We start from the raw sequence: 22,711 nt of genomic DNA on the forward strand, positions 1-22,711 counted from the left end.
CCCACGCGGTGATCGCTTGCAGCGAGATCATCCGGCGCGGGAGCGGAGCCCTCGACGATCACCGCGTGGGCGGCAGCCCAGGTATCGGCAGAGCGTCTCGTCGAGTACAACCGCCCACCCTACCTGCGTACGCACCGACCAACACCACCGTCACATTGCCGGGTTACGATAACGAAATGCAAGCACCCGCCCCTATTTCCGTCCGCGAAGCCCTGCTCTACTGGTTGAAACTCGGCTTCATCAGCTTCGGCGGCCCCGCCGGCCAGATCGCCCTGATGCATGGCGAACTGGTCGAGCGCCGCCGCTGGATTTCCGAGCAGCGCTTCCTGCACGCCCTGAACTACTGCATGCTGCTGCCCGGTCCGGAAGCGACCCAGCTGGCCGTCTACATCGGCTGGCTCCTGCACCGCACCTGGGGCGGCATCATGGCCGGCCTGCTGTTCATCCTGCCTTCGCTGGCCCTGCTGATCGGGCTGTCCTGGGTCTACCTGGCCTGGGGGCACCTGGCAGTCATCGCCGGCATCATGGCCGGCATCAAGCCGGCCGTGGTGGCGATCGTCATCGCCGCCGCCTGGCGCATCGGCACGCGCACGCTGCGCAACGGCGTTCTCGCCGCCATCGCCGCGCTGGCCTTCGTTGCCATCGCCCTGCTCGACATTCCCTTCCCGCTGATCGTGCTGGCAGCCGCGCTGACCGGCTTCGTGGGCGGCCGGCTCTGGCCGCACCGCTTCCAGCCCGGCGGCGGACACCCGGCCGACCGCAAGCACTACGGCCCCGCCCTGATCGACGACGACACCCCTACCCCGGCCCATGCCCGTTTCTCGGTGCGCAGCCTGCTCAAGGCCACGCTCGTCGGCGTCGGCCTGGCGCTGTGCGCCTGGCTGGCGCTCGCTGCCGTGGTCGGCGTGGACGGCACGCTGAGCCGCATGGGCTGGTTCTTCACCAAGGCCGCCCTGCTGACCTTCGGCGGCGCCTACGCCGTGCTGCCCTACGTGGTGCAGGGCGCGGTCGAACAATACGGCTGGCTCAGCGCCACCCAGATGATCGATGGCCTGGCGCTGGGCGAGACCACGCCCGGCCCCCTGATCATGATCGTGGCCTTCGTCGGCTTCGTCGGCGGCTGGACCCATGCGCTGTTCGGCCCGGATGCGCTGGCCCTGGGCGGCATCGCCGGCGCGCTGGTGGCAAGCCTGTTCACCTTCCTGCCCTCCTTCGTGTTCATCCTGGCCGGCGCGCCGCTGGTCGAATCCGGCCGCGGCAATGTGCGGCTCACTGCGCCCCTGACGGCCATTTCGGCCGCCGTGGTCGGCGTGGTCGCCAGCCTGGCCGTGTTCTTCGGCCAGCACGTGTTCTTCGCCGGCGGCCAGGCCCGGCCAGCGGCGATCCTCATCGGCGCCGCCGCCAGCCTCGCCCTGCTGCGCTACAAGGTCGGGCCAATCAAGCTGATCGCCGCCTGTGCGCTTGCGGGGCTCGTGCTATCTTATTGGCATGCCTGAAAAAATCATCCTGATGAATGACCTGCGCTCGCCCGCGATGCCGGTCCCAAGCGTTGCGGAAGCGCCCACCGGCCTGCTCGCCGACGCCAGGGGCAGGCCGCTGCACGACCTGCGCATCTCGGTGACCGACCGCTGCAATTTCCGCTGCGTCTACTGCATGCCGAAGGAGGTCTTCGACAAGGACTACGCCTACCTGCCGCACGGCGACCTGCTGTCCTTCGAAGAAATCACGCGGGTGGCGCGCCTGCTCATCGCCCACGGGGTCGAGAAGATCCGCCTGACCGGCGGCGAGCCGCTGCTGCGCAAGAACCTGGAACGCCTGGTCGGCATGCTGCGCGCGCTGGGCACGCCGAGCGGCCGCCCGCTCGACCTGACCCTGACCACCAACGGTTCGCTGCTGGCGCGCAAGGCCCAGGCCCTCAAGGATGCCGGCCTGGACCGGGTGACGGTCTCGCTCGACGCCCTCGACGACACCGTGTTCCGCCGCATGAACGACGTCGATTTCGCCGTGGCCGACGTGCTGCACGGCCTCGATGCGGCCCACGCCGCCGGGCTGGGTCCGATCAAGGTCAACATGGTGGTCAAGCGCGGCACCAACGAGGACCAGATCCTGCCGATGGCGCGCCATTTCAAGGGCTCGCCCTTCATCCTGCGCTTCATCGAATACATGGACGTGGGCGCCTCGAACGGCTGGAACATGGACGAAGTCATCCCTTCCGCCGAAGTGGTGCGCCGCATCGGTGCCGAACTGCCGCTGGCGCCCGTTGCCGCCAACTACAGCGGCGAGACCGCCGCGCGCTGGCGCTATGTCGACAACTGCGGCGAGGTCGGCTTCATTTCCAGCGTCACGCAAGCCTTCTGCCACGACTGCACGCGCCTGCGCCTGTCCACCGAGGGCAAGCTCTACACCTGCCTGTTCGCCACCCGCGGCCATGACCTGCGCGCCCTGCTGCGCGGTGGACGCACGGACGCGGACATCTCGGGCGCCGTCGCCCAGCTGTGGCGCGGGCGCGCCGACCGCTATTCGGAGACGCGCACCGTGGACACGTCGGGGCTGGCGCGCGGCGGCAAGAAGGTCGAAATGTCGTACATCGGCGGTTAACTTCAGGCTGACATGGACAAACAACTCATCACGGGATTGATCCTGGCGGGCGGCCGCGGCTCGCGCATGGGCAATGTGGACAAGGGCCTGCAGCCCTTCCGCGGCAAACCGATGGCGCAGCACGCGATCGAGCGCCTGCTGCCGCAGGTCGGCTCGGTCATGGTCAATGCCAACCGCAACATGGAAAGCTGGCTGGAGCTGGCCGCGCCCGTGTGGGCGGACGAAACGCCCGGCTTCGCCGGTCCGCTGGCGGGCCTGGAGGCGGGGTTGCGCCACTGCGTCACGCCCTGGCTGCTGGCGGTGCCCTGCGATTCGCCCTTCCTGCCGCTGGACCTGGCCGAGCGGCTCGCCGCCGCCGTCGACGAGATGGATGCCGACCTCGCCTTTGCCGTCACCCAGGAGCCGGGCATGCGTCCCCAGCCGCATCCGGTGTTCTGCCTCGTCAGGGCAAGCCGGCTGCCGGTGCTGTCGCACTACCTGGCCGAGGGTGGACGCCGCGTGGACGGCTGGTACAAAGACCTGAAGGCGGTCGAGGTATTGTTCGAGGATGCGGATGCCTTCCGCAACATCAACACCCTGGAGGAGCTGCAGGGCCTCGACGATACGCTGCCGCCGACCCTGGCGAAGGTGGTGGGCTGCCTGTCGGGCTATGACCCGGAGGCCCTGCCCGTGCGCGATGCCCAGCGCATCATCCGTGAATTCGTGCAGCCGGTACGCGCCGTCGAAAAGGTTGCGCTGCGTTCCGCGCTCGGCCGCGTGCTGGCGCGCGATGTCATCTCGCCGATCGACGTGCCGGCCCACGACAACTCGGCGATGGACGGCTTTGCCTTGCGCGGCACGGACCTGCGCAGCGATGCTCCGGTTTCCCTGCGCGTGATCGGTACGGCCCTGGCCGGCAATCCTTCGGGCCTGGTCCCGGCGCCGGGCGAGTGCGTGCGCATCATGACGGGCGGCGTCATGCCGGAAAGCTGCGACAGCGTGGTGCCGCAGGAGTTCGTCACAGAAGAAGGCGACAGCATCATCCTGCCGGCGGGCGTGATCCGGACCGGTGACAACCGCCGCTTTGCCGGCGAAGACTTGAAGGCCGGCAACCCGGCATTGAGGGCAGGACGCGTGGTGCGCCCGGCCGACCTGGGCCTGGTCGCCTCGCTCGGGATAGCCGAGGTCGCGGTACAGCGCCGCCTGCGCGTGGCCTTCTTCTCGACCGGCGACGAACTGCGCTCGGTCGGCGAGCCGCTCGACGCGGGCTGCGTCTACGACAGCAACCGCTACACCATCTACGGCATGCTGCAGCGCCTCGGCTGCGACATCATCGACATGGGCGTCGTGCGCGACGACCCGCAGGCGCTGGAAGACGCCCTGCGCAGCGCCTGCGAGAACGCGGACGCCATCATCACCTCGGGCGGCGTGTCGGTGGGCGCGGCCGACTACACCAAGCAGATCATGGCGAAGCTGGGCGACGTCACTTTCTGGAAGATCGGCATGCGGCCCGGACGGCCGCTGGCCTTCGGGCGCATCGCGTCGAACGGCCGCAGCGCCTTCCTGTTCGGGCTGCCAGGCAATCCGGTGGCGGTGATGGTGTCCTTTTACTTCTTCGCGCGCGAGGCCCTGCTGCGCATGATGGGCGCCGACGCCTCGCTGCCGCTGCTGCGCGCACGCTCGGGCGGCGCGATCCGCAAGAAGCCCGGCCGCACCGAATACCAGCGCGGCATCCTGGCGCCGGGCGCCGACGGGCAGCCGGAAGTGCGCATCACCGGCTCGCAGGGCTCGGGCATCCTGCGCTCGATGTCCGAGGCGAACTGCATGGTGGTGCTGCACGACGAGCAGGGCAACGTGGCCGCCGGAGACATGGTCGACGTGCTGGTCTTCGAGGGGTTGATGTAGGGTGGGCGGGTTTCCCGCCCACGCGGTCAACGTACGTTTGACTTACCACACACTGGACGCCACGTCCTGCCGTACGATGCGCCGATGTCCTGCTACCGCCGCGCCATCACAGGCTCTTCCTGCTTTTTCACGGTCGTGACCCACCACCGGCGCCCCATCCTGTGCGACAAGCCGATACGCGAAGCCTTACGCTCTGCAATCGAACGTGTCCGCCTTCGTCTACCTTTCCAAACCGATGCAATCGTATTGATGCCGGACCATCTCCACTGCATTTGGACTTTGCCGGATGGCGACACAAATTTCTCGACACGATGGTCTCAAATCAAGCATCACGTGTCCTACACGTGCCGTGATCTATACGAAGCAAGCCTTTCGAAGTCACGACAGCGCCAACGCGAGGCTCCAATCTGGCAGCGTCGATTCTGGGAGCATCAGATACGTGACGACCTGGGCATGGAACGCCATGTCGACTATATCCATTTCAACCCGGTCAAGCACGGTTTGGTCGACGCCGCGTCAGCCTGGCCGTATTCGACCTTTGCACGGTACGTACGGGAAGGAATCTATACTCCGGATTGGGGTGGCAATCCGGCATGCGACGACATGAAGTTCGAATAGGTCGCGCGACGGCGGACCGCGTGGGCGGCAAAGCCGCCCACCCTACGGATCCTGCTGCTCCGAGCCCAGCATCAGCTGCGCCGCTTCGCTCGGCAGCGCTTCCACTGACTTCAGCTTGCGCGCCATCTGGCGGCTGCGCACCTCGGCGCTCTCGATGTTCTTGGCAGCCTTTTCCAGCGTCGCCTTGGTGGTGGCCAGCACATCGCCGAACTTGGTGAATTCGGTCTTCACCGCGCCCAGCACCTGCCACACCTCGGACGAGCGCTTCTCCAGCGCCAGCGTGCGGAAGCCCATCTGCAGGCTGTTCAGCAGCGCGCTCAGGGTCGAAGGTCCGGCGATCGTCACGCGCAGCGAGCGCTGCAGGTCGTCGGCCAGGCCGGGACGGCGCATCACTTCCGCGTACAGGCCTTCGGTCGGCAGGAACAGGATCGCGAAATCGGTCGTCTGCGGCGGCGACACGTACTTCTCGCAGATCGTCTTCGCCTCCCCCCGCACCGCACGTTCCAGCTCGGCGCCGGCGCGCGCCACGCCCTCGGCATCGGCCATCTCCGCCGCTTCCAGCAGGCGCTCGTACTGCTCCTTCGGGAACTTGGCGTCGATCGGCAGCCACAGCGGCGGGCCGCCGTCGACCACGCCCGGCAGCTTGATCGCGAACTCGACGCGCGCGCCGCTACCCGCGATGGTCTCGACGTTCTTCGCATACTGGTCGACGGTGAGGACCTGCTCGAGCAGCATCTCGAGCTGCACTTCGCCCCAGGTGCCGCGGGTCTTGACGTTGGTGAGCACCCGCTTGAGGTCGCCCACGCCGATGGCCAGCTGCTGCATCTCGCCCAGGCCCTGGTGCACCTTCTCCAGGCGCTCGCTGACCTGTTTGAAGCTCTCGGTCAAACGCGTCTCCAGCGTCGCGTGCAGCTTCTCGTCCACGGTCTGGCGCATTTCTTCCAGGCGCTTGGCGTTATCGTTCTGCAGGTCGCGGATCTTGGTTTCCAGCGTGCCGCGCACTTCCAGCATGCGCTGGGCGTTCGATTCGGTCAGGTTCGACAGGGTCAGCTGCAGGGTGTCGGCGAAGCGCTTGAGGGCGCGCGCCTGCTCTTCGCGGCCGCTGGCGGAATGCAGCTGCATCTGCTGGCGCATGCCGTCGAGCTGCTGCACGGTGGCCGCATGGTACTGGCCCATGTGCCCCGCCACCTCCTGGCGCGTGGCCTGGGCGGTGGATTGCATCTCGAGGCGCAGCTCGCGTTCCAGGCGTTCGATGTGGCGGCCGTCGCCGGCCTCGGCACCGGCCTTGCGTGTGCGCGCCAGCAGGACCAGCTGCAGGGCGATGACGACGGCCAGCGCCACGAGAATCAGGAGTGCGGTCATGCCCATTTGCTCAGTCGGCCTTGTTCCGCATCCAGTCGGCGGTATGGTAGAAGGACTGCATCAGGCGCATGCGCAGGTCGTCGTCGTAGCCCAGGTCTTCCATCGCCCAGGCCATCGCGCGCAACCACTGGTCGCGTTCCTTGGTGCCGATGGCGAACGGGAGGTGGCGGGCGCGCAGGCGCGGGTGGCCGTAGCGTTCCACGAACAGGTCGGGGCCGCCCATCCAGCCAGACAGGAACATGAACAGCTTCTCGCGCGAGCTGTCGTTGGGTTGCGGGTGCATGGCGTGGATGCCGGCGAATTCCGGCTCCAGCTGCATCAGGTCGTAGAAGCGGTCGACCAGTTCGCGCAGGCGCTCGGCGCCGCCCATCACGTCATAGAGAGTTTGTGCTTCGGGGGTGTTCGGTTCGGACATGCCGCCATGATAGCGCAGCCGCGGCTGGCCGTGGCCGTCCTGGCCCAAACCGGGCCCGTGCAACGGCCGGCGCTGCCGGCAGTACCCGCGGTGGCATCCGGCGCTACCCCGCGGGAGGCGCTGGCGTCTGGCGGCCGGCCTGCCAATAATGGCCGCACTTCCACCCTGGAGTCATGCCATGCGCCCTCATCCAGTCTCCCGAACCGTCAACGATCTCCACTCGGCGCTCAACGCCACCAGCGTCGCCGACATCCACGCGCCGCGTTCGCCGGCTGATCGATATGGCGATCGCGCGCGACGGCAGTTTTTACCTGACCTACTCGCGCGCTGCCAGTGCCGAGCAGGTACGCGCCTGTTATCCGGACATCACGCGCTTCTTCGAAGCGAAGCGCCGCTACGATCCGCAGCAGCGCTTCCAGAGCAGCTGGTACCGCCACTACTACCCGCTGCTGAAGGATGCATCGGCAGCGCTGGCGGCTTGATGTGCCTGGGCTGCGCGCTCACGCCTCGCGCAGCGTTTGCAGCGGCGGCTGGCGCAGCACGCTGCGCAGCCCCAGCCAGCCGCCGACCAGCGCGCAGACGGCGCCCACCACCACGCCGGCCAGCCACACCTGGGGCTCGAACTTCCAGGGGAACTTGAACACGAACTCGGCCAGCACCCAGCCCATGGCGGCGGCGCCGGTCGCCGCCAGCACGCCGGACAGGCCGCCGACCAGCACGAACTCGATCCGCTGGGCCGTCGCCAGCTGCCCCCTCGTGGCGCCAAGGGCGCGCAGCAGGCCGGCTTCGCGGGTGCGCTCGGACTGCGATCCCATCAGGGCCGCGTACAGCACCAGCACGCCGGACGCGAGCGTGAACATGAACAGGAACTCGACCGCCACCACGACCTGGTCGAGCACCTCCTGCAGTTGGCGGATGATGCCGGAAACATCGATCACGGTCAGGTTCGGGTAGGCGCGCGTCAGCGCGTTGGTCAGGTTTCCCGCGCTGCCGGGCAAATGGAAGGCCGTCATGTAGCTCTTCGGCGCATTCTCCATCGCTGCCGGATTGATGATGACGAAGAAGTTGGCGCGCATCGAGCCCCATTCGAGCTTGCGCAGGCTGGTCACCTTCGCCTCCACCGGCATCCCGGCCATGTCGAAGCGCATGACGTCGCCCAACTTCAGCCCCAGGGTCTTGGCCAGGCCCTGCTCCACCGAGGCCTCGGCCACGCCCGGCGCATCCCTGTACCAGGCGCCTGCGATGATCTCGTTGGTCTCGGGCAGGTCCGCCACCGTGGACAGGTTGAACTCGCGCTCGGCCAGGCGGCGCGCATCGCCGTTCTGGTAAGTGTTACGGGTAAGCTGGGTGCCGTTGACGTGCGTGAGGCGGCCGCGGATCATCGGGTACAGGGACACGTTCTTCACGCCCGCGCCGCGCAGTTGCTGCTCGACGCCCGGCGCCTGCTCGGGCTGGATGTTGATGATGAAGCGGTTCGGCGCATCCGGCGGGGTGGCCATGCGCCAGGCCGACATCAGGTCGCCGCGCACCACGGTGAGCAGCAGCAGCGCCATCAGGCCGAGCGACAGCGAGACCACCTGCACGACCGTGGCGCCGGGGCGGCGCTGCAGCGAGGTGATGGCGAAGCGCCAGCTCTGGTGCTTCGAGGCGCCGCGCAGCTGGCGCAGCAGGCGCAGGCCGAGCCAGGCGACCAGCGCAAACAGGGCCAGGCCGCCAAGGAAGCCGCCGGCCGTCATCATGGCCAGCTTGGTGTCGCCCGCCTGCCACAGCAGGAGCGCCAGGAATACGCCGATCCCCAGGCCATAGGTGGCCAGCGCCAGCGGCTGCGGACTCCCTGCTTCGCGCCGGATGACGCGGTTGTGCGGCACATTGCGCAGCTGGAGCACCGGCGGCAGCGCGAAGCCGACCAGCAGCAGCATGCCCGTGGCGATGCCTTGCAGCGCCGGCAGCACCGACACCGGCGGCAGGTCGGGCGGCAGCAGGTTGCCGATCATCTGGATGAGGATGAAGTGGGCGCCGAAGCCGACCGCCACGCCCAGCACGCTCCCCAGGAGGCCGACGATGGCGAATTCGATCAGGTAGAGGGCGCCCACCTGGTTCTGCGTCATGCCGAGGCAGCGCAGCATGGCGCAGGCGTCCAGGTGGCGCTGCATGAAGCGGCGCGCCGCCATCGCCACCGCCACCGCCGCCAGCATCGCCGACAGCAGGCCGACCAGGGACAGGAAGCTGTCGGCGCGGTCGAGGGTGGCGCGCATTTCGGGACGGCCGTTCTCGAGCGTCTCGATGCGCACACCGCGCACATTGCGCGCCGCGATGTCGGCGCGCAGCCATGTTTCGAAGGCAGCCACGCCGGCGAGCTCGTTGCGCTCTTTCGACGCCACCTGCAGGCGGTAGGTGACGCGCGAGAACGCGTCCACCAGGCGCGTGGCCGGCAGATCCTGCAGCGACAGCATCACGCGCGGCGCGAAGTTGGAGAACGACGCTCCCTTGTCCGGTTCGGTGGCAATCAGCTGCGCGATGCGGAACTGCATGTCGCCCAGCTGGATCGTGCCCCCCACCTGGGTGCGCAGCGCCGGCAAAAGGTTGGCGTCGACCCAGACCGTGCCGGGGGCAGGAATGTCCCGGGTCTTCTGTCCCAGCGCGCGGCTGGCATCGTCGGGATCGGTGCTGATGCTGAGCTGGCCGCGCAGCGGGTAGCCCGGCGACACCGCCTTCACGGCGGCCAGCTGGGCCATCGAGGCCTCGCCCTCGCCTGCCTGCGCCATGCTCTGGAAGGCGACCGTCTCGGCGACCAGCAGGCCGCGCCGCGCCGCCTCGTCGCGCCAGCGCTGCTGGATCGGATCGTCGGCATTCACCAGGAGGTCGGCGCCCAGCAGCTGGTGGGCGTCCCGGTTCAGACCCGCGCGCATGCGGTCGATGAAGAAGCCGACCGAGGACAGGGCCGACACGGCCACGATCAGGGCCACCAGCAGGAAACGCAGCTCGCCCGCGCGCCAGTCGCGCGCGGTCATGCGGAGGGATTGGATGAACATGGGATTCCCTTATGCGGCAGAAGCGGCAGCAGAAGCGGCGTCGGCGCGCTGCGCCTGCGCGAAGAATGCATCCACTTCCGCGAGGAAAGCGCGCTTGCGCTCCGGGTCGAGGAAGGAAGCGGCGAAGCTGTTGCGGGCGAGCTGGCGCGCATGGCCGGCATCGAGCGGCAAGGCCTCGAAGGCGGCGATGAAGTTGTCGTTCATGTAGCCGCCGAAATAGGCCGGGTCGTCCGAGTTGACGGTGGCGGCCAGGCCCTTGTCGAGCAGCTCGCGCAAATTGTGGCTGCCCATGACGTCGAACACGCGCAGCTTGATGTTCGACAGCGGGCAGACGGTCAAGGCCATGCCTTCGCGCGCCAGGCGTTCGGTCAGTTCTCTACTGTCGAGGGTCCGCACGCCATGGTCGATGCGCTCGACCTTGAGCACGTCGAGCGCGCTCTCGATGTAGGCCGGGGGGCCCTCCTCGCCCGCGTGCGCGACCAGGCGCAGTCCGAGCTGGCGGGCGCGCTCGAACACGCGCGCGAATTTCTCGGGCGGATGGCCGACCTCGGACGAGTCCAGGCCGACGCCGATGAACTTGTCGCGGTAGGGCAGCGACTCGTCCAGCGTGGCCAGCGCTTCTTCCTCGGACAGGTGGCGCAGGAAGCACATGATCAGGGTGGCGCTGATGGGGCCGTCCTGGCAGGCGCGCCAGATGCCGTTGATGACCGTCTCGAAGGGCACGCCGCGCGCAGTATGGGTCTGCGGATCGAAGAAGATTTCTGCGTGCCGCACCTTGTCGGCATGGGCGCGGGCCAGATAGGCGGCCGTCATGTCGTAGAAATCCTGCTCGGTCAGCAGCACGCTGGCGCCAGCGTAATAGATGTCGAGGAAGGATTGCAGGTCGCTGAAAGCGTAGGCCTGGCGCAACGCCTCGACCGAGGGGTAAGGCAGGGAAATCCCATTTCTTTGTGCCAGCGCAAAGATCAGCTCGGGTTCCAGCGACCCCTCGATGTGGATGTGTAATTCTGCCTTAGGCATGTTCTGCAGGATATTGCGCAGTTGGGGATGCAGCATGATGTTCTCCGGCGCTGGTCTGGGTTCGATGGGACGTGGTTGGCAAGTGTAACGCATGCCGCGCGCGCCCTCTGCCATAGGCAAAAACGGGTGATCCGTCTTGGCCGTTCGCGTGCGCCACAGCTTGAGCATATCGTGCACTATCGGCTCACAAAGTTGATATTTAAGCAGCCTGAAGCGGTGTGAATCGACCGCCTCGGGACCGTCGAAAAAGCGACGTCTGGAAGCATTTCCAGATCTCGCCGAAAGCCCGTCGAGAACGGTGTTTTTTTATACGATTCAAGTACTTGCATATGTACTTCCTGCGCGCACGACACTGCTTTGACTTCGGGAACTAATAGGCACATAATAATTTCACAAACGCAAAAAAGACGCTCTCCAAGCAGCGGGAGACCGGGAACGATCCTTCGGGTTTCGTCCGGGACGACAACAAGAAAATCGCAGTATCGACGGCGCCGGCCATCCCGGGCCAGATGCGGCGACCGACAAGGAGCACGCCAATAATGACCGGGGCCTGAGGCAGCCTTGCACAGTCGGCTGCCATGACGTGACGTTGTTCGTAACCTTAAGGACATTCGAAATGAGCATCTTTGACAACTACACCGCCCGCTACGAGCGTACCCGCGAAGAGGAATATTCCATGTCGGAGTTCCTCCAACTGTGCAAGAAAGACCCCCTGACCTATGCCAGCGCGCCCGAGCGCATGCTGGCGGCCATCGGCGAGCCTACCCTGGTCGACACCCGCCTCGACCCGCGCCTGTCGCGCATCTTTGCCAACAAGGTCATCAAGATCTATCCGGCCTTCCGCGAGTTCTACGGCATGGAAGAAGTGATCGAACAGGTCGTCTCCTACTTCCGCCACGCTGCCCAGGGCCTGGAAGAGCGCAAGCAGATCCTTTATCTGCTGGGCCCGGTCGGCGGCGGCAAATCCTCGATCGCGGAAAAACTCAAGAGCCTGATGGAACAGGTGCCCTTCTATGCGATCAAGGGTTCGCCCGTCAACGAGTCGCCGCTCGGCCTGTTCAGCGAGGTCGAGGACGGCACCATCCTCGAAGAAGACTACGGTATCCCGCGCCGCTACCTGCGCACCATCCCGAGCCCGTGGGCGGTCAAGCGCCTGCACGAATTCGGCGGCGACATCAACAAGTTCCGCGTGGTCAAGCGCTACCCGTCGATCCTGAAGCAGATCGCGATCGCCAAGACCGAGCCGGGCGACGAGAACAACCAGGACATCTCCTCGCTGGTCGGCAAGGTCGACATCCGCAAGCTCGAGGACTACGCCCAGGACGATCCGGACGCCTACAGCTACTCGGGCGGCCTGTGCCTGGCCAACCAGGGCCTGATGGAATTCGTCGAGATGTTCAAGGCGCCGATCAAGGTGCTGCACCCGCTGCTGACGGCCACCCAGGAAGGCAACTACAAGGGCACCGAAGGCTTCGGGGCGATCCCCTTCGAGGGCATCGTGCTGGCGCACTCCAACGAGTCCGAGTGGAAGACCTTCCGCAACAACCGCAACAACGAGGCATTCCTCGACCGTATCTACATCGTGAAGGTGCCGTACTGCCTGCGCGTGTCGGACGAAATCAAGATCTACGACAAGCTGCTGCACAACTCTTCGCTTGACAAGGCGCCCTGCGCGCCGGGTACGCTGCGCATGATGGCGCAGTTCGCGATCCTGTCGCGCCTGAAGGACCCGGAGAATTCCAGTATCTATTCCAAGATGCTGGTGTACGACGGCGAGAACCTGAAGGACACCGATCCCAAGGCCAAGTCGATGCACGAATACGTCGACTATGCCGGCGTCGACGAAGGCATGAACGGCCTGTCGACCCGCTTCGCCTTCAAGATCCTGTCCAAGGTCTTCAACTTCGACAATACCGAAGTGGCGGCCAACCCGGTGCACCTGCTCTACGTGCTCGAACAGCAGATCGAACGCGAGCAGTTCCCGCCGGAGACCGAGCAGCGCTATATGTCCTACATCAAGGAGCACCTGGCGCAGCGCTACGTCGACTTCATCGGCAAGGAGATCCAGACCGCCTACCTCGAGAGCTATTCGGAATACGGCCAGAACATCTTCGACCGTTACGTGACCTTCGCCGACTTCTGGATCCAGGACCAGGAATTCCGCGACCCGGACACCGGCGAAAGCTTCGACCGCGAATCGCTCAACGCCGAGCTCGAGAAGATCGAAAAGCCGGCCGGCATCTCGAATCCGAAGGATTTCCGCAACGAGATCGTCAACTTCAGCCTGCGTGCGCGGGCCACCAATGCCGGCAAGAACCCGGCCTGGACCAGCTACGAGAAATTCCGTAGCGTGATCGAGAAGAAGATGTTCTCGAACACCGAAGAACTCCTGCCTGTGATTTCGTTCAATGCGAAAGCGAGCGCCGAGGATGCCAACAAGCATGCCGACTTCGTGGCCCGCATGGTCGAAAAAGGCTATACGCCGAAGCAGGTGCGCCTGCTGTGCGAATGGTATCTGCGCGTCAGGAAATCGTCCTAAGGCAGCTGGCGCCTTTGGGCGCCGCGCACGAGCATGCTGCAAGGCGCCTGGCGGCGGCGCAGGCCCCGTCCCCGGCGCTTCCCGGAGCGTCCCAATCCGGTTTGACCCGCGCTTGGGGCTCGTTCGGGACGTGCGCACCATACGCGCGTTTGCATCGCGTATTAAGATAGGGGCACCGGGGAGCTTGCCGGTGCGCCGTAGGTTCTTAGAGCAGGAGGCCTGTTTTGACTTACCTCATCGACCGTCGCTTGCAGGGCAAGAACAAGTCCGCGGTCAACCGCGAACGCTTCCTGCGCCGCTACAAGGCGCAAATCAAGGACGCGGTCGGCCGCGCCATCAAAGGCCGCTCGATTACCGATATCGAGAACGGCGAGAAAGTCACGATCCCCGTCAAGGACGTGAATGAACCCCATTTCGGCCATGCCCATGGCGGCGTCTGGGAAACCGTCAACCCGGGCAATACCGAATACCAGAAAGGCGACCAGTTCAACCGTCCGCGCAGCGGCGGGGGTGGATCGGGGCGCGGCCGCGCCGGCAACAGCGACCAGACCAGCGAGGATGACTTCATCTTCGAGCTGTCCCGCGAAGAATTCATGAACTATTTCTTCGAGGATCTTGAGCTGCCGAATATGATCAAGACGCAGCTCACCCAGACCATCGAGTACAAGAACCAGCGCGCCGGCTACAACGTGTCCGGTACGCCCTCGAACATCCACGTGCTGCGCTCGCTGCGCGGCGCACTGGGACGCCGCATCGCCGTCGGCGGTCCGGCCAAGCGCCAGCTGAAGGAAGCCGAGGAAGCGCTGCAGGCCCTGCTCGACCGCGGCGCCCCTTCCGACGACGAGGAAGTGGTGGCGCTGAAGGACAAGATCCACCACCTGCACATCCGCCTGAACGCGATTCCCTTCATCGATCCTTTCGACCTGCGCTATTCGAACCGGATCAAGGTGCCGAAGCCGAGTACCTCGGCCGTGATGTTCTGCATCATGGACGTCTCCGGCTCGATGGACGAGACGCGCAAGGACACCGCCAAGCGCTTCTTCATCCTGCTCTACCTGTTCCTCAAGCGCGTCTACGAGAAGATCGAAGTCGTCTTCATCCGCCACCACACGGCCGCCGCCGAAGTCGACGAGAACGAGTTCTTCCATTCGCGCGAGTCGGGCGGTACCGTGGTGTCCTCGGCCCTGCACCTGCTGCAGAAGATCCTCGCCGAGCGCTACGGCAGCGCCGACTGGAACGCCTATGTGGCCCAGGCCTCCGACGGCGACAACTGGGACAACGACTCGGTGCTGTGCAGGCAGATACTGAACCAGGCCATCATGCCGCGGGTTCAGTACTACACCTATGTCGAGATCACCGACGGCCCGCCGCAGAACCTGTGGGAACAGTATTGCGAGGTGGCCGACCACCACCGGAATTTCGCGATGCAGAAGATCGTCACCCCGGCCGACATCTACCCGGTCTTCCGCGAGCTGTTCAAGAAACAGCCGAGGTAAGAGCGCGAAGTGAGATCGCACTGAAAGACAAGACAGAGGCCTGCCATGCCAAGAGACCCCAACAACCCGCGTGCCTTGCCCGACCAGTCGGAGTGGACCTTCGACCTGATCGAACAGGCGCACGAGGAAATCAAGCGGGTGGCCAAGCGCTACGGCCTGGACACCTACCCCAACCAGCTCGAGATCATCACCGCCGAGCAGATGATGGACGCCTACACGTCCGTCGGCATGCCTGTGTCGTACAACCACTGGTCGTTCGGCAAGCATTTCCTGACGACGGAAAAGAGCTACAAGCGCGGCCAGATGGGCCTTGCCTACGAGATCGTCATCAACTCGAATCCCTGCATCGCCTACCTGATGGAGGAAAACAGCCTGACGATGCAGGCCCTGGTGATCGCGCACGCTGCTTACGGGCACAATTCATTCTTCAAAGGCAACTACCTGTTCCGCACCTGGACCGATGCCGAGGCCATCGTCGACTACATGGTCTTTGCGAAGAACTATATTGCAGAGTGTGAACAGCGTTACGGTATCGACGCGGTGGAAGAATTGCTGGACTCGTGCCACGCCCTCCAGAACTATGGCGTGGACCGCTACAAGCGGCCGGCCAAGCTGTCGGTGGCGCAGGAAACCGCGCGCCAGAAAGAGCGCGAGGAATACGCCCAGTCGCAAGTGAACGAGATCTGGCGCACGCTGCCGCTGCGCGAGGAACATGTTGCTGCCGCCGCCCCGACGCGCTTCCCGCCCGAGCCCGAAGAGAACCTGCTTTACTTCATCGAGAAATACGCACCGCTGCTGGAACCCTGGCAGCGCGAGCTGGTACGCATCACGCGCAAGATCTCCCAGTATTTCTATCCGCAGCGCCAGACCCAGGTGATGAACGAAGGCTGGGCCACCTTCTGGCACTACACGATCCTGCAAGACCTATATAAGGAGGGCATCGTCGGCGACGGCTTCATGCTCGAGTTCCTGCAGAGCCATACGAACGTCGTCTACCAGCCGCCGGCGACCAGCCCCTACTACAGCGGGATCAATCCGTATGCGCTCGGTTTTGCGATGATGACCGACATTCGCCGCATTTGCGAAGATCCTACCGACGAAGACCGCGCCTGGTTCCCGGACATCGCCGGCAGCGACTGGCTCAAGACCCTCGACTTTGCGATGCGCAACTTCAAGGACGAGAGCTTCATTGCCCAGTACCTCTCGCCCAAGCTGATCCGCGACTTCCACTTCTTTGCCGTGCTCGACGACGACCGCAGCGACAAGCTGACGATCTCGGCGATCCACGACGAGCAGGGCTACCGCTACGTGCGTCACAAGCTCGCCGACCAGTACAACATCGGCAGCCGCGAGCCCAACATCCAGGTCTGGCAGGTCAATACCCGCGACGACCGCGCCCTGACCCTGCGCCATACGCAGTTCAACCGCCGGCCACTGAACCAGCAGGCCCAGGAAGTGCTGAAGCACGTTGCGCGCCTGTGGGGCTTCGACGTCAGGCTGGAAACGGTAGACCCGGGTGGCCACGTGGTCAGCTTCCTCGAGTGCCGCCGCGAGAAGCGCGGCCGCTGAAAGCCTCAGCCTTGCCGAAGGTGCGGCAGCAGCCTTGCGGCGACTGCCCTCCCTCTGCGCTGCGTGCCGAGCCCGATCGTTAGGTTGACAGCAGTATCCCCGGCATACGCTTGCGGCGCCGATGGTACCGGCGCCCGCACGAGGGACCGGTCAGGCTCGCTCAACCGGTTCGAAATTTTTATGCATTTGCAGCGCCTTCAGACCAGTTTTCCTGTAATAATGCGTGCGCGCGCGATTTCGGCTGGACCAATTCGCGCACAGTGATCCCGTACGCCACCGGGACCATGCGCGACGGCCGCTTCCGGTCGCACCAATGCAGGCTTTCGCGTCCCGATCCGGCATGGAGCGGGTTTCCGTACAGAGACAAAGCCTACCCGTGCAGCCCAGCACCACCTTCCATGGTCGCGCGCTCCGTCTTACTACCCCTTCCCCACCCAAACAACCACTGTCACGTAATTTTTTTGCGCTTGAGTGTGCAAACACACTGTTCAAAACACCAAAATCCATGTAGTTTTGCTATGCATGAGAAGCAGATATCCGCGGACCGGTTATCAAACGCACAACTGAAGCATATCAAGACGGGGCTTGCCCATGACTTTTAGCTATGCGTTTTGCGGGGGAGAGGCCGATTCCCGGAGTACTCAACAGTACGCTCCGCTTCGGCAAAACTGGCTATAGTTTTCGTAAATACCACGATGGCATCATACGAAATTTGCTATGTGACCGCTTTGGCATGAAAAATTCGGCAAAACCATGTTAGGTGCCTCACGATCCACAGATGGAGGAGATCCGCTACATAAAATTACAATTGACCCCTGCTTTCTGGACCACGCACGGCGGGCCGCGAGACTTGTATAGATGAGCTTCTTTGCCTGTTTTTACAGGCAGTTAGCATCCCTTCGGGGGTGTAAAAATGTCTCCTCAAAAAAGAATTCGTAGGTATAATTCTTTGATGTCCCGGATGCGGCCCTAGGTTTTTGTCGTGTTTAGTGGGTTTAGTGGCAACAAAAAAGAGTTGGTATTGGAGAAAGATGGCATGAATTTTACGCATGATAAGAACCCGGGAAAGAATTACACCGGTCTCGCCATTGTTATCCTGTTGCACGTGGTGGTGGCTTGGGCATTCATCAATGGCCTGGGCACCCGCATCGTCACCAAGGTAACCGAGGCTGTTGAAACAAAACTGATTGAAGAGGTGAAACCGCCGCCTCCGCCGGAAACGCCGCCACCGCCGCCACCGCCGGAAATGAAGGCTCCGCCACCGCCGTTCATTCCGCCGGTCGAAGTCCAGGTGCAGCAACCGCCGCCGCCGCAGAACGCGATCACGACGGCGACCAATACGCCGCCGCCGACCACGACCCTGGCACCTCCGGCACCTCCGGCACCTCCGGCACCGCCGGCACCTGCGCGTCCTGCAGGTCCGAGCCGTACCGAAGCAGTGGCAGACTTTAACACTTGCGCACGTCCGGAATATCCGCGCTCGTCGCAGCGTAACGAAGAAACCGGTACCACGACCCTGCAGTTCCTGATCGGTGTCGATGGTCGAGTGATGGAATCCAAACTGCAGAAGTCGTCCGGCTTCCGCGATCTGGATCGGGCCGCACAATCGGCCCTGACCAAATGCCGATTCAAGCCGGCCACTGTTGATGGTCAGCCGCAACAGGCGTGGACAGCGGTGCAGTACGTCTGGACGCTGGAATAAAACCGAGACAGAACATCGTCTCAACTCTATGATTTTCGTTGTCAATAGTTCAGCGAACTGTCTATTTTTATATTTTTGGAGGAAGCATGTTTAAGAATACCCGTTTGTCCGCTATGCTGGCGGCTGTCCTGTTCTCGGTAACGGCGGCATCGGCCCTGGTTTCCGCACCGGCCTTCGCTGACGCACCTGCCGCAGGCGCCACCGCTCCGGCGGCTGACGCGGCTGCCCCGGCTGCCGACGCAGCTGCACCGGCTGCCGACGCCGCAGCCGCTCCGGCTGGCGACGCAGCCGCTCCGGCCGCTGGCGGCGAGCAGACCGAAGAAGTGCACAACCCGTACGGCATCGAAGCCATGTGGGAAGAAGGCGACTTCGTCAACAAGGGCACCATCATCATCCTGTCGCTGATGTCGATCGGTTCGTGGTACATCATCATCACCAAGCTGATCGACCAGCAGAAGATCATGAAGCAGTCGAAGGAAGCTTCGGCCAAGTTCTGGAAAGCGCCGTCGATCGCCGCTGGCTCGGCTCAGCTGAAGGAAGGCTCGCCGTTCCGCTTCATCGCTGAAACCGGCACCAAGGCAACCCAGCACCACGACGGCGCCCTGCTCGAGCAGATCGACCTGTCGACCTGGGTGACCATGCAGATCCAGCGCGCCGTGGACCGCGTCCAGTCGCGCCTGCAGGATGGCCTGTCGTTCCTGGCAACCGTCGGCTCGACCTCGCCGTTCATCGGTCTGTTCGGTACCGTCTGGGGCATCTACAACGCGCTGACCGCCATCGGTATGTCGGGTAACGCATCGATCGACAAAGTGGCAGGCCCGGTGGGTGAAGCACTGATCATGACCGCATTCGGTCTGTTCGTCGCAGTCCCGGCGGTTCTGGGTTACAACTGGCTGGTTCGTCGTAACAAGTCGGTCATGGAAGATATCCGTTCGTTCTCGGCCGACGTTCACTCGGTCCTGATCTCGGGTGCCATGTCGACCTCGAACGCTGCCGCTGGTGCTAAGAAGGCTGGCTAATCATGTCGATGAGTGTCGGCTCCGATACCGGAGATGAAGATGCCGTGATGTCAGAGATCAACACGACGCCCCTTGTGGACATCATGTTGGTTCTTCTGATCATCTTCCTGATCACCAGCCCGGTAGTTCTGAACCTGCAGAAAGTTAACCTGCCTGCAGAGACGAACCAGGTCACCAAGACCAAGCCGGAAGACGTCAACATCACCATCAACAAAGATGGCGAGATGTACTACAACCAGACCCGCATCGCGAACACGGACGAGCTGTTCAAGTTCCTCGCGGAGCAGTCGGTGAAGCAGCCGCAACCGGCAGTGAAAGTTCGTGGCGACCAGGAATCCCGCTACGAATCGATCGGCCGGGTGATCTACACGGCTCAGCGTGCTGGGATTCAGAAGGTCGGTTTCGTTATCGAACCGCCTGACAAGGGCTAATACCCTGTCCGCGGCAGCGCGGCCTCCCCCGGGAGGTTTCGCTGCCGCGTCCGAGACCCCAACATTTGAAAAGGAAACACCATGGGCATGAACGTAGGTTCGGGCTCCGCTAAAGGAGCCGATCCGGAACCGATGATGGAAATGAACATGACGCCGCTGATCGACGTCCTGCTCGTTCTCATCATTATGATGATTATCACGATTCCGAAACAAAACCACTCGGTCAATCTGAACATGCCGGTCGGCACCCCGCCACCGCAGACGAATGAGAAGCCGGTTGTGGTTACGATCGACGTGGACTTCGACGGCACCATCCTGTGGGATGGCCAGGTTGTCCCGAATCGTTCGGAACTGGAAGCCAAGATGAACGGCGTTGCCGCAATGCCGAACCAGCCGGAAGTGCACCTGCGTCCGAACAAGCTGGTCGAGTACAAAGTGGTGGCCGGTGTCATGGCAACCGCGCAGCGTCTCGGCGTCACCAAGATCGGCATGGTCGGTAACGAGCAGTTCCAGTAATCGATCCATGTTTGACCAACACGGCAGGGTTTCCCTGCCGTGTCCATTTTCAAGAAGGACTTTTTCTGATGAGCAAATTCCGTCTCGCACACCTCAGCCTCGCACTGGCCGCCCTCGGTTTCACCGCTGCCGTTCCTGTCGTCGGCCTGGCCCCGGCGCACGCCGCTGTCACCCTGCGTCCGGAAGTCGGCAAACCGCTGCAACAGGCCCAGACGCTGCTGAAGCAGGGCAATGCCAAGGGCGCACTGGGTGTCCTGCGCGACGCGGACAAGGCAGCGAAGACCGACGACGAACGCTTCCTGATCGAGCGCGTACGCGCTTCGGCCGCCTCGTCGGCCGGCGACTGGGGCACCGCAGCGACTTCGTTCGAAAAGCTGCTCGACTCGGGCAAGCTGAGCGCCGCTGAACGTTCGCAGTTCTCGGAAGGTCTGGTCGGCATCTACATGCGCGCCGGCGACCTGAACAAGGCAAACGCCACCATCCAGAAGCTGCTGCAAAAGGGCAACGATCCGAAGCTGCGCGCCTACCTGCTGCAGAACTACTACAAGCAGGGCAACGTCGCCGCGCTGGAGCAGGAACTGCGTAACGCCGAGAAGAACGGCCGCCTGAGCGAAGACGAGCTCGGCATGCTGGCCAACATCCAGCTGAAGAAGAACGACAAGGTCGGCTACGTCAACACCATCGAGAAGCTGGCTGCCAGCTATCCGAAGGCACAGTACTGGAACGACCTGCTGAACCGCGTGCAGGGCAAGCCCGGCTTCTCCGGCCGCCTGGCGGTGGACGTCTACCGCCTGAAGCTGGCCAACAACCTGATGAAGAAGCCGAGCGAGTTCATGGAAATGGCCCAGCTGGTGCTGCAGGCGAAAGCCCCGGCCGAAGCGCTGAAGGTCATCGACAAGGGCTACAAGGCCGGCGCCCTGGGCACCGGTCCCGACGCCGAACGTCACAAGCGCCTGAAGGACCTGGCCGAGAAGAACCTGGCCGACCAGAACAAGGGCGTCGCCGCCCTGGAAGCCGAATACACCGCCGCCAAGGACAACGACGCGCTGGTGGGCCTTGGCTACGCGCTGGTGCAGGCTGGCCAGGTCGACAAGGGCCTGAAGATGATGGAAGCGGCCATCAAGGCCGGCGGCCTGCGTTACGCCGACGAAGCCAAGCTGCGCCTGGGCGAAGCCTATGCCGCGGCCGGCAAGAAGCAGCAGGCCATCAGCACGCTGAAGACCGTCGCCGGCAAGGACGGCAGCGCCGACCTGGCCCGCTACTGGATCATGGCGATCAACCGTCCGGTTGCCTGATAGCCGAGCGAGCAATCATGAAACGCCGCCTGCCCGCAGGCGGCGTTTTTTTTGCGTCGGCGCCTCCCTCTCCCATTCCCGCCATCCGTAGGCCTTCGTTGCTGTGCAACATGCGAGTTACCGTATAATCAGGTATTTCGCGCCGGACCGGCCGGTTGCGCCATTGGAAGCATTGATGAAGGTATTTCGCGGACTACCCAACGACAGGGCGCGCGCACCCTGCGCCCTCACGATCGGCAACTTTGACGGTGTCCACCGCGGCCACCAGGCATTGTTGGCGCACGTGCGCAGCGCCGCCAGGGAACTGGGAATCGAAGCTGCCGTGATGACCTTCGAGCCCCACCCGCGCGAATACTTCGCCCGGAAGATGGGCGACCTGTCGAAGGCCCCGGCGCGCATCGCCAACCTGCGCGACAAGCTGGGCGACCTGTCCAACGCCGGCATCGACCGCGTCATCGTCGAACACTTCAACGAGCACTTCGCCGCCCAGTCGCCGCAGGATTTCATCGAGCGCGTGCTGGTGGACGGCCTGCACGTCAAGTGGCTGATGGTCGGCGACGACTTCCGCTTCGGCGCCAGGCGCCTGGGCGACATCGCCATGCTGCAGGAGGCCGGCCGCGAATACGGCTTCCAGGTCGAGACCCTGGACGCCGTGATGCTGGGCGCGCGCCGCATCTCGTCCTCGGCGGTGCGCGAAGCGCTGGCCGCCGGAGACTTCGGCGCCACCCAGCAGCTCCTCGGGCACCCCTACGCCATGTCGGGCCACGTGATCCACGGCCAGAAACTCGGCCGCACGCTGGGCTTCCCGACCCTGAACCTGCGCGTTGCCCATCGCCCTGCCCTGTGCGGCATCTTCGTGGTGCAGGTGCATGGCCTGGCAGACCAGCCCTTGCCGGCCGTCGCCAGCCTCGGCGTGCGCCCCACCGTCGAAGACGCCGGCCGCATGCTGCTGGAAGTGCACGTGTTTGACTATAACCGGCCCGCCTACGGCAAGCTGGTGCGCGTCGAATTCCTCGCCAAGTTGCGCGACGAGGAAAAATACGTCGACCTGCCCACCCTCACCGCCGCGATCGAGCGCGATGCCGCCCAGGCGCGCGCCTACTTCGCGCAACGCAACGGCGCCTTGACGGCGACCGACCGAATTTGACGCGCGTCGCACCGCGCTCGACGCGCGGGCGGCGCCATTGTCCCCGACAGATGCAAGCAGCGGCCTGG

General features: G+C 64.2%; 18 protein-coding genes. 14 read left to right on the forward strand and 4 right to left on the reverse strand.

What is annotated here, in order from left to right:
• Positions 1 to 176: 176 nt before the first annotated feature.
• The 4 genes from chrA to MA09_RS01170 all read left to right on the forward strand — a co-directional run bounded on the left by chrA (position 177) and on the right by MA09_RS01170 (position 5,100).
• Positions 177 to 1,496: a chromate efflux transporter gene (chrA, locus tag MA09_RS01155; RefSeq protein WP_036244544.1), complete on the forward strand. Its 1,320-nt coding sequence runs from the start codon at positions 177 to 179 to the stop codon at positions 1,494 to 1,496.
• Positions 1,489 to 2,598, forward strand: a complete 1,110-nt coding sequence (gene moaA, locus MA09_RS01160) for a GTP 3',8-cyclase MoaA (RefSeq protein ID WP_036244545.1) — start codon at positions 1,489 to 1,491, stop codon at positions 2,596 to 2,598. The genes chrA and moaA overlap by 8 nt, the downstream gene beginning before the upstream one ends.
• A 12-nt stretch (positions 2,599 to 2,610) precedes the next feature.
• Complete coding sequence (gene glp, locus MA09_RS01165) at positions 2,611 to 4,482, forward strand: gephyrin-like molybdotransferase Glp (protein WP_036244547.1); 1,872 nt, start codon at positions 2,611 to 2,613, stop codon at positions 4,480 to 4,482.
• Positions 4,483 to 4,566: 84 nt separating this feature from the next.
• Entirely contained in the window at positions 4,567 to 5,100 is a 534-nt protein-coding gene (locus tag MA09_RS01170) for a transposase (protein WP_036244549.1), read from the forward strand.
• Between the two features lie 42 nt (positions 5,101 to 5,142).
• Here the strand turns inward: MA09_RS01170 and MA09_RS01175 are convergent, their stop codons facing one another.
• Complete coding sequence (locus MA09_RS01175; protein ID WP_373887831.1) at positions 5,143 to 6,462, reverse strand: DNA recombination protein RmuC; 1,320 nt, start codon at positions 6,460 to 6,462, stop codon at positions 5,143 to 5,145.
• 10 nt (positions 6,463 to 6,472) lie between these two features.
• Positions 6,473 to 6,877: a group II truncated hemoglobin gene (locus MA09_RS01180; protein WP_036244857.1), complete on the reverse strand. Its 405-nt coding sequence runs from the start codon at positions 6,875 to 6,877 to the stop codon at positions 6,473 to 6,475.
• A 281-nt stretch (positions 6,878 to 7,158) separates the two neighbouring features.
• Between MA09_RS01180 and MA09_RS01185 the strand changes: the two genes are divergently transcribed.
• A complete protein-coding gene (locus tag MA09_RS01185; protein WP_036244551.1) occupies positions 7,159 to 7,359 on the forward strand; it encodes a hypothetical protein in 201 nt (66 codons plus the stop codon).
• 18 nt (positions 7,360 to 7,377) lie between these two features.
• Here the strand turns inward: MA09_RS01185 and MA09_RS01190 are convergent, their stop codons facing one another.
• Positions 7,378 to 9,909, reverse strand: a complete 2,532-nt coding sequence (locus MA09_RS01190; protein ID WP_036244552.1) for an ABC transporter permease — start codon at positions 9,907 to 9,909, stop codon at positions 7,378 to 7,380.
• Between the two features lie 9 nt (positions 9,910 to 9,918).
• Positions 9,919 to 10,965 (reverse strand): adenosine deaminase, encoded by a 1,047-nt coding sequence (locus MA09_RS01195; protein ID WP_051933069.1) that lies wholly within the window; start codon positions 10,963 to 10,965, stop codon positions 9,919 to 9,921.
• A gap of 580 nt (positions 10,966 to 11,545) precedes the next feature.
• Here MA09_RS01195 and MA09_RS01200 point away from each other — a divergent pair.
• From MA09_RS01200 to MA09_RS01240, 9 genes are all read left to right on the forward strand, one after another.
• A complete protein-coding gene (locus MA09_RS01200; RefSeq protein WP_036244553.1) occupies positions 11,546 to 13,468 on the forward strand; it encodes a PrkA family serine protein kinase in 1,923 nt (640 codons plus the stop codon).
• A gap of 224 nt (positions 13,469 to 13,692) precedes the next feature.
• Complete coding sequence (locus tag MA09_RS01205) at positions 13,693 to 14,964, forward strand: YeaH/YhbH family protein (protein WP_036244554.1); 1,272 nt, start codon at positions 13,693 to 13,695, stop codon at positions 14,962 to 14,964.
• 45 nt (positions 14,965 to 15,009) lie between these two features.
• Entirely contained in the window at positions 15,010 to 16,533 is a 1,524-nt protein-coding gene (locus MA09_RS01210; RefSeq protein ID WP_036244556.1) for a SpoVR family protein, read from the forward strand.
• Between the two features lie 1,036 nt (positions 16,534 to 17,569).
• Complete coding sequence (locus tag MA09_RS01215) at positions 17,570 to 18,235, forward strand: energy transducer TonB (protein ID WP_036244861.1); 666 nt, start codon at positions 17,570 to 17,572, stop codon at positions 18,233 to 18,235.
• A gap of 86 nt (positions 18,236 to 18,321) precedes the next feature.
• Positions 18,322 to 19,254 carry a MotA/TolQ/ExbB proton channel family protein gene (locus MA09_RS01220; protein ID WP_200883017.1) on the forward strand — a complete coding sequence of 311 codons (933 nt, stop codon included), beginning with the start codon at positions 18,322 to 18,324 and terminating at the stop codon, positions 19,252 to 19,254.
• A 2-nt stretch (positions 19,255 to 19,256) separates the two neighbouring features.
• A complete protein-coding gene (locus MA09_RS01225) occupies positions 19,257 to 19,685 on the forward strand; it encodes a biopolymer transporter ExbD (protein WP_036244558.1) in 429 nt (142 codons plus the stop codon).
• An 81-nt stretch (positions 19,686 to 19,766) separates the two neighbouring features.
• Entirely contained in the window at positions 19,767 to 20,201 is a 435-nt protein-coding gene (locus MA09_RS01230; RefSeq protein ID WP_200883018.1) for a biopolymer transporter ExbD, read from the forward strand.
• Between the two features lie 68 nt (positions 20,202 to 20,269).
• Positions 20,270 to 21,496: a tetratricopeptide repeat protein gene (locus MA09_RS01235; RefSeq protein ID WP_036244559.1), complete on the forward strand. Its 1,227-nt coding sequence runs from the start codon at positions 20,270 to 20,272 to the stop codon at positions 21,494 to 21,496.
• A gap of 175 nt (positions 21,497 to 21,671) precedes the next feature.
• Positions 21,672 to 22,643: a bifunctional riboflavin kinase/FAD synthetase gene (locus tag MA09_RS01240; RefSeq protein ID WP_036244562.1), complete on the forward strand. Its 972-nt coding sequence runs from the start codon at positions 21,672 to 21,674 to the stop codon at positions 22,641 to 22,643.
• Positions 22,644 to 22,711 lie beyond the last annotated feature (68 nt).

The sequence above is a fragment of the Massilia sp. BSC265 genome (genome assembly GCF_000740675.1).
GTDB lineage: Bacteria > Pseudomonadota > Gammaproteobacteria > Burkholderiales > Burkholderiaceae_D > Telluria.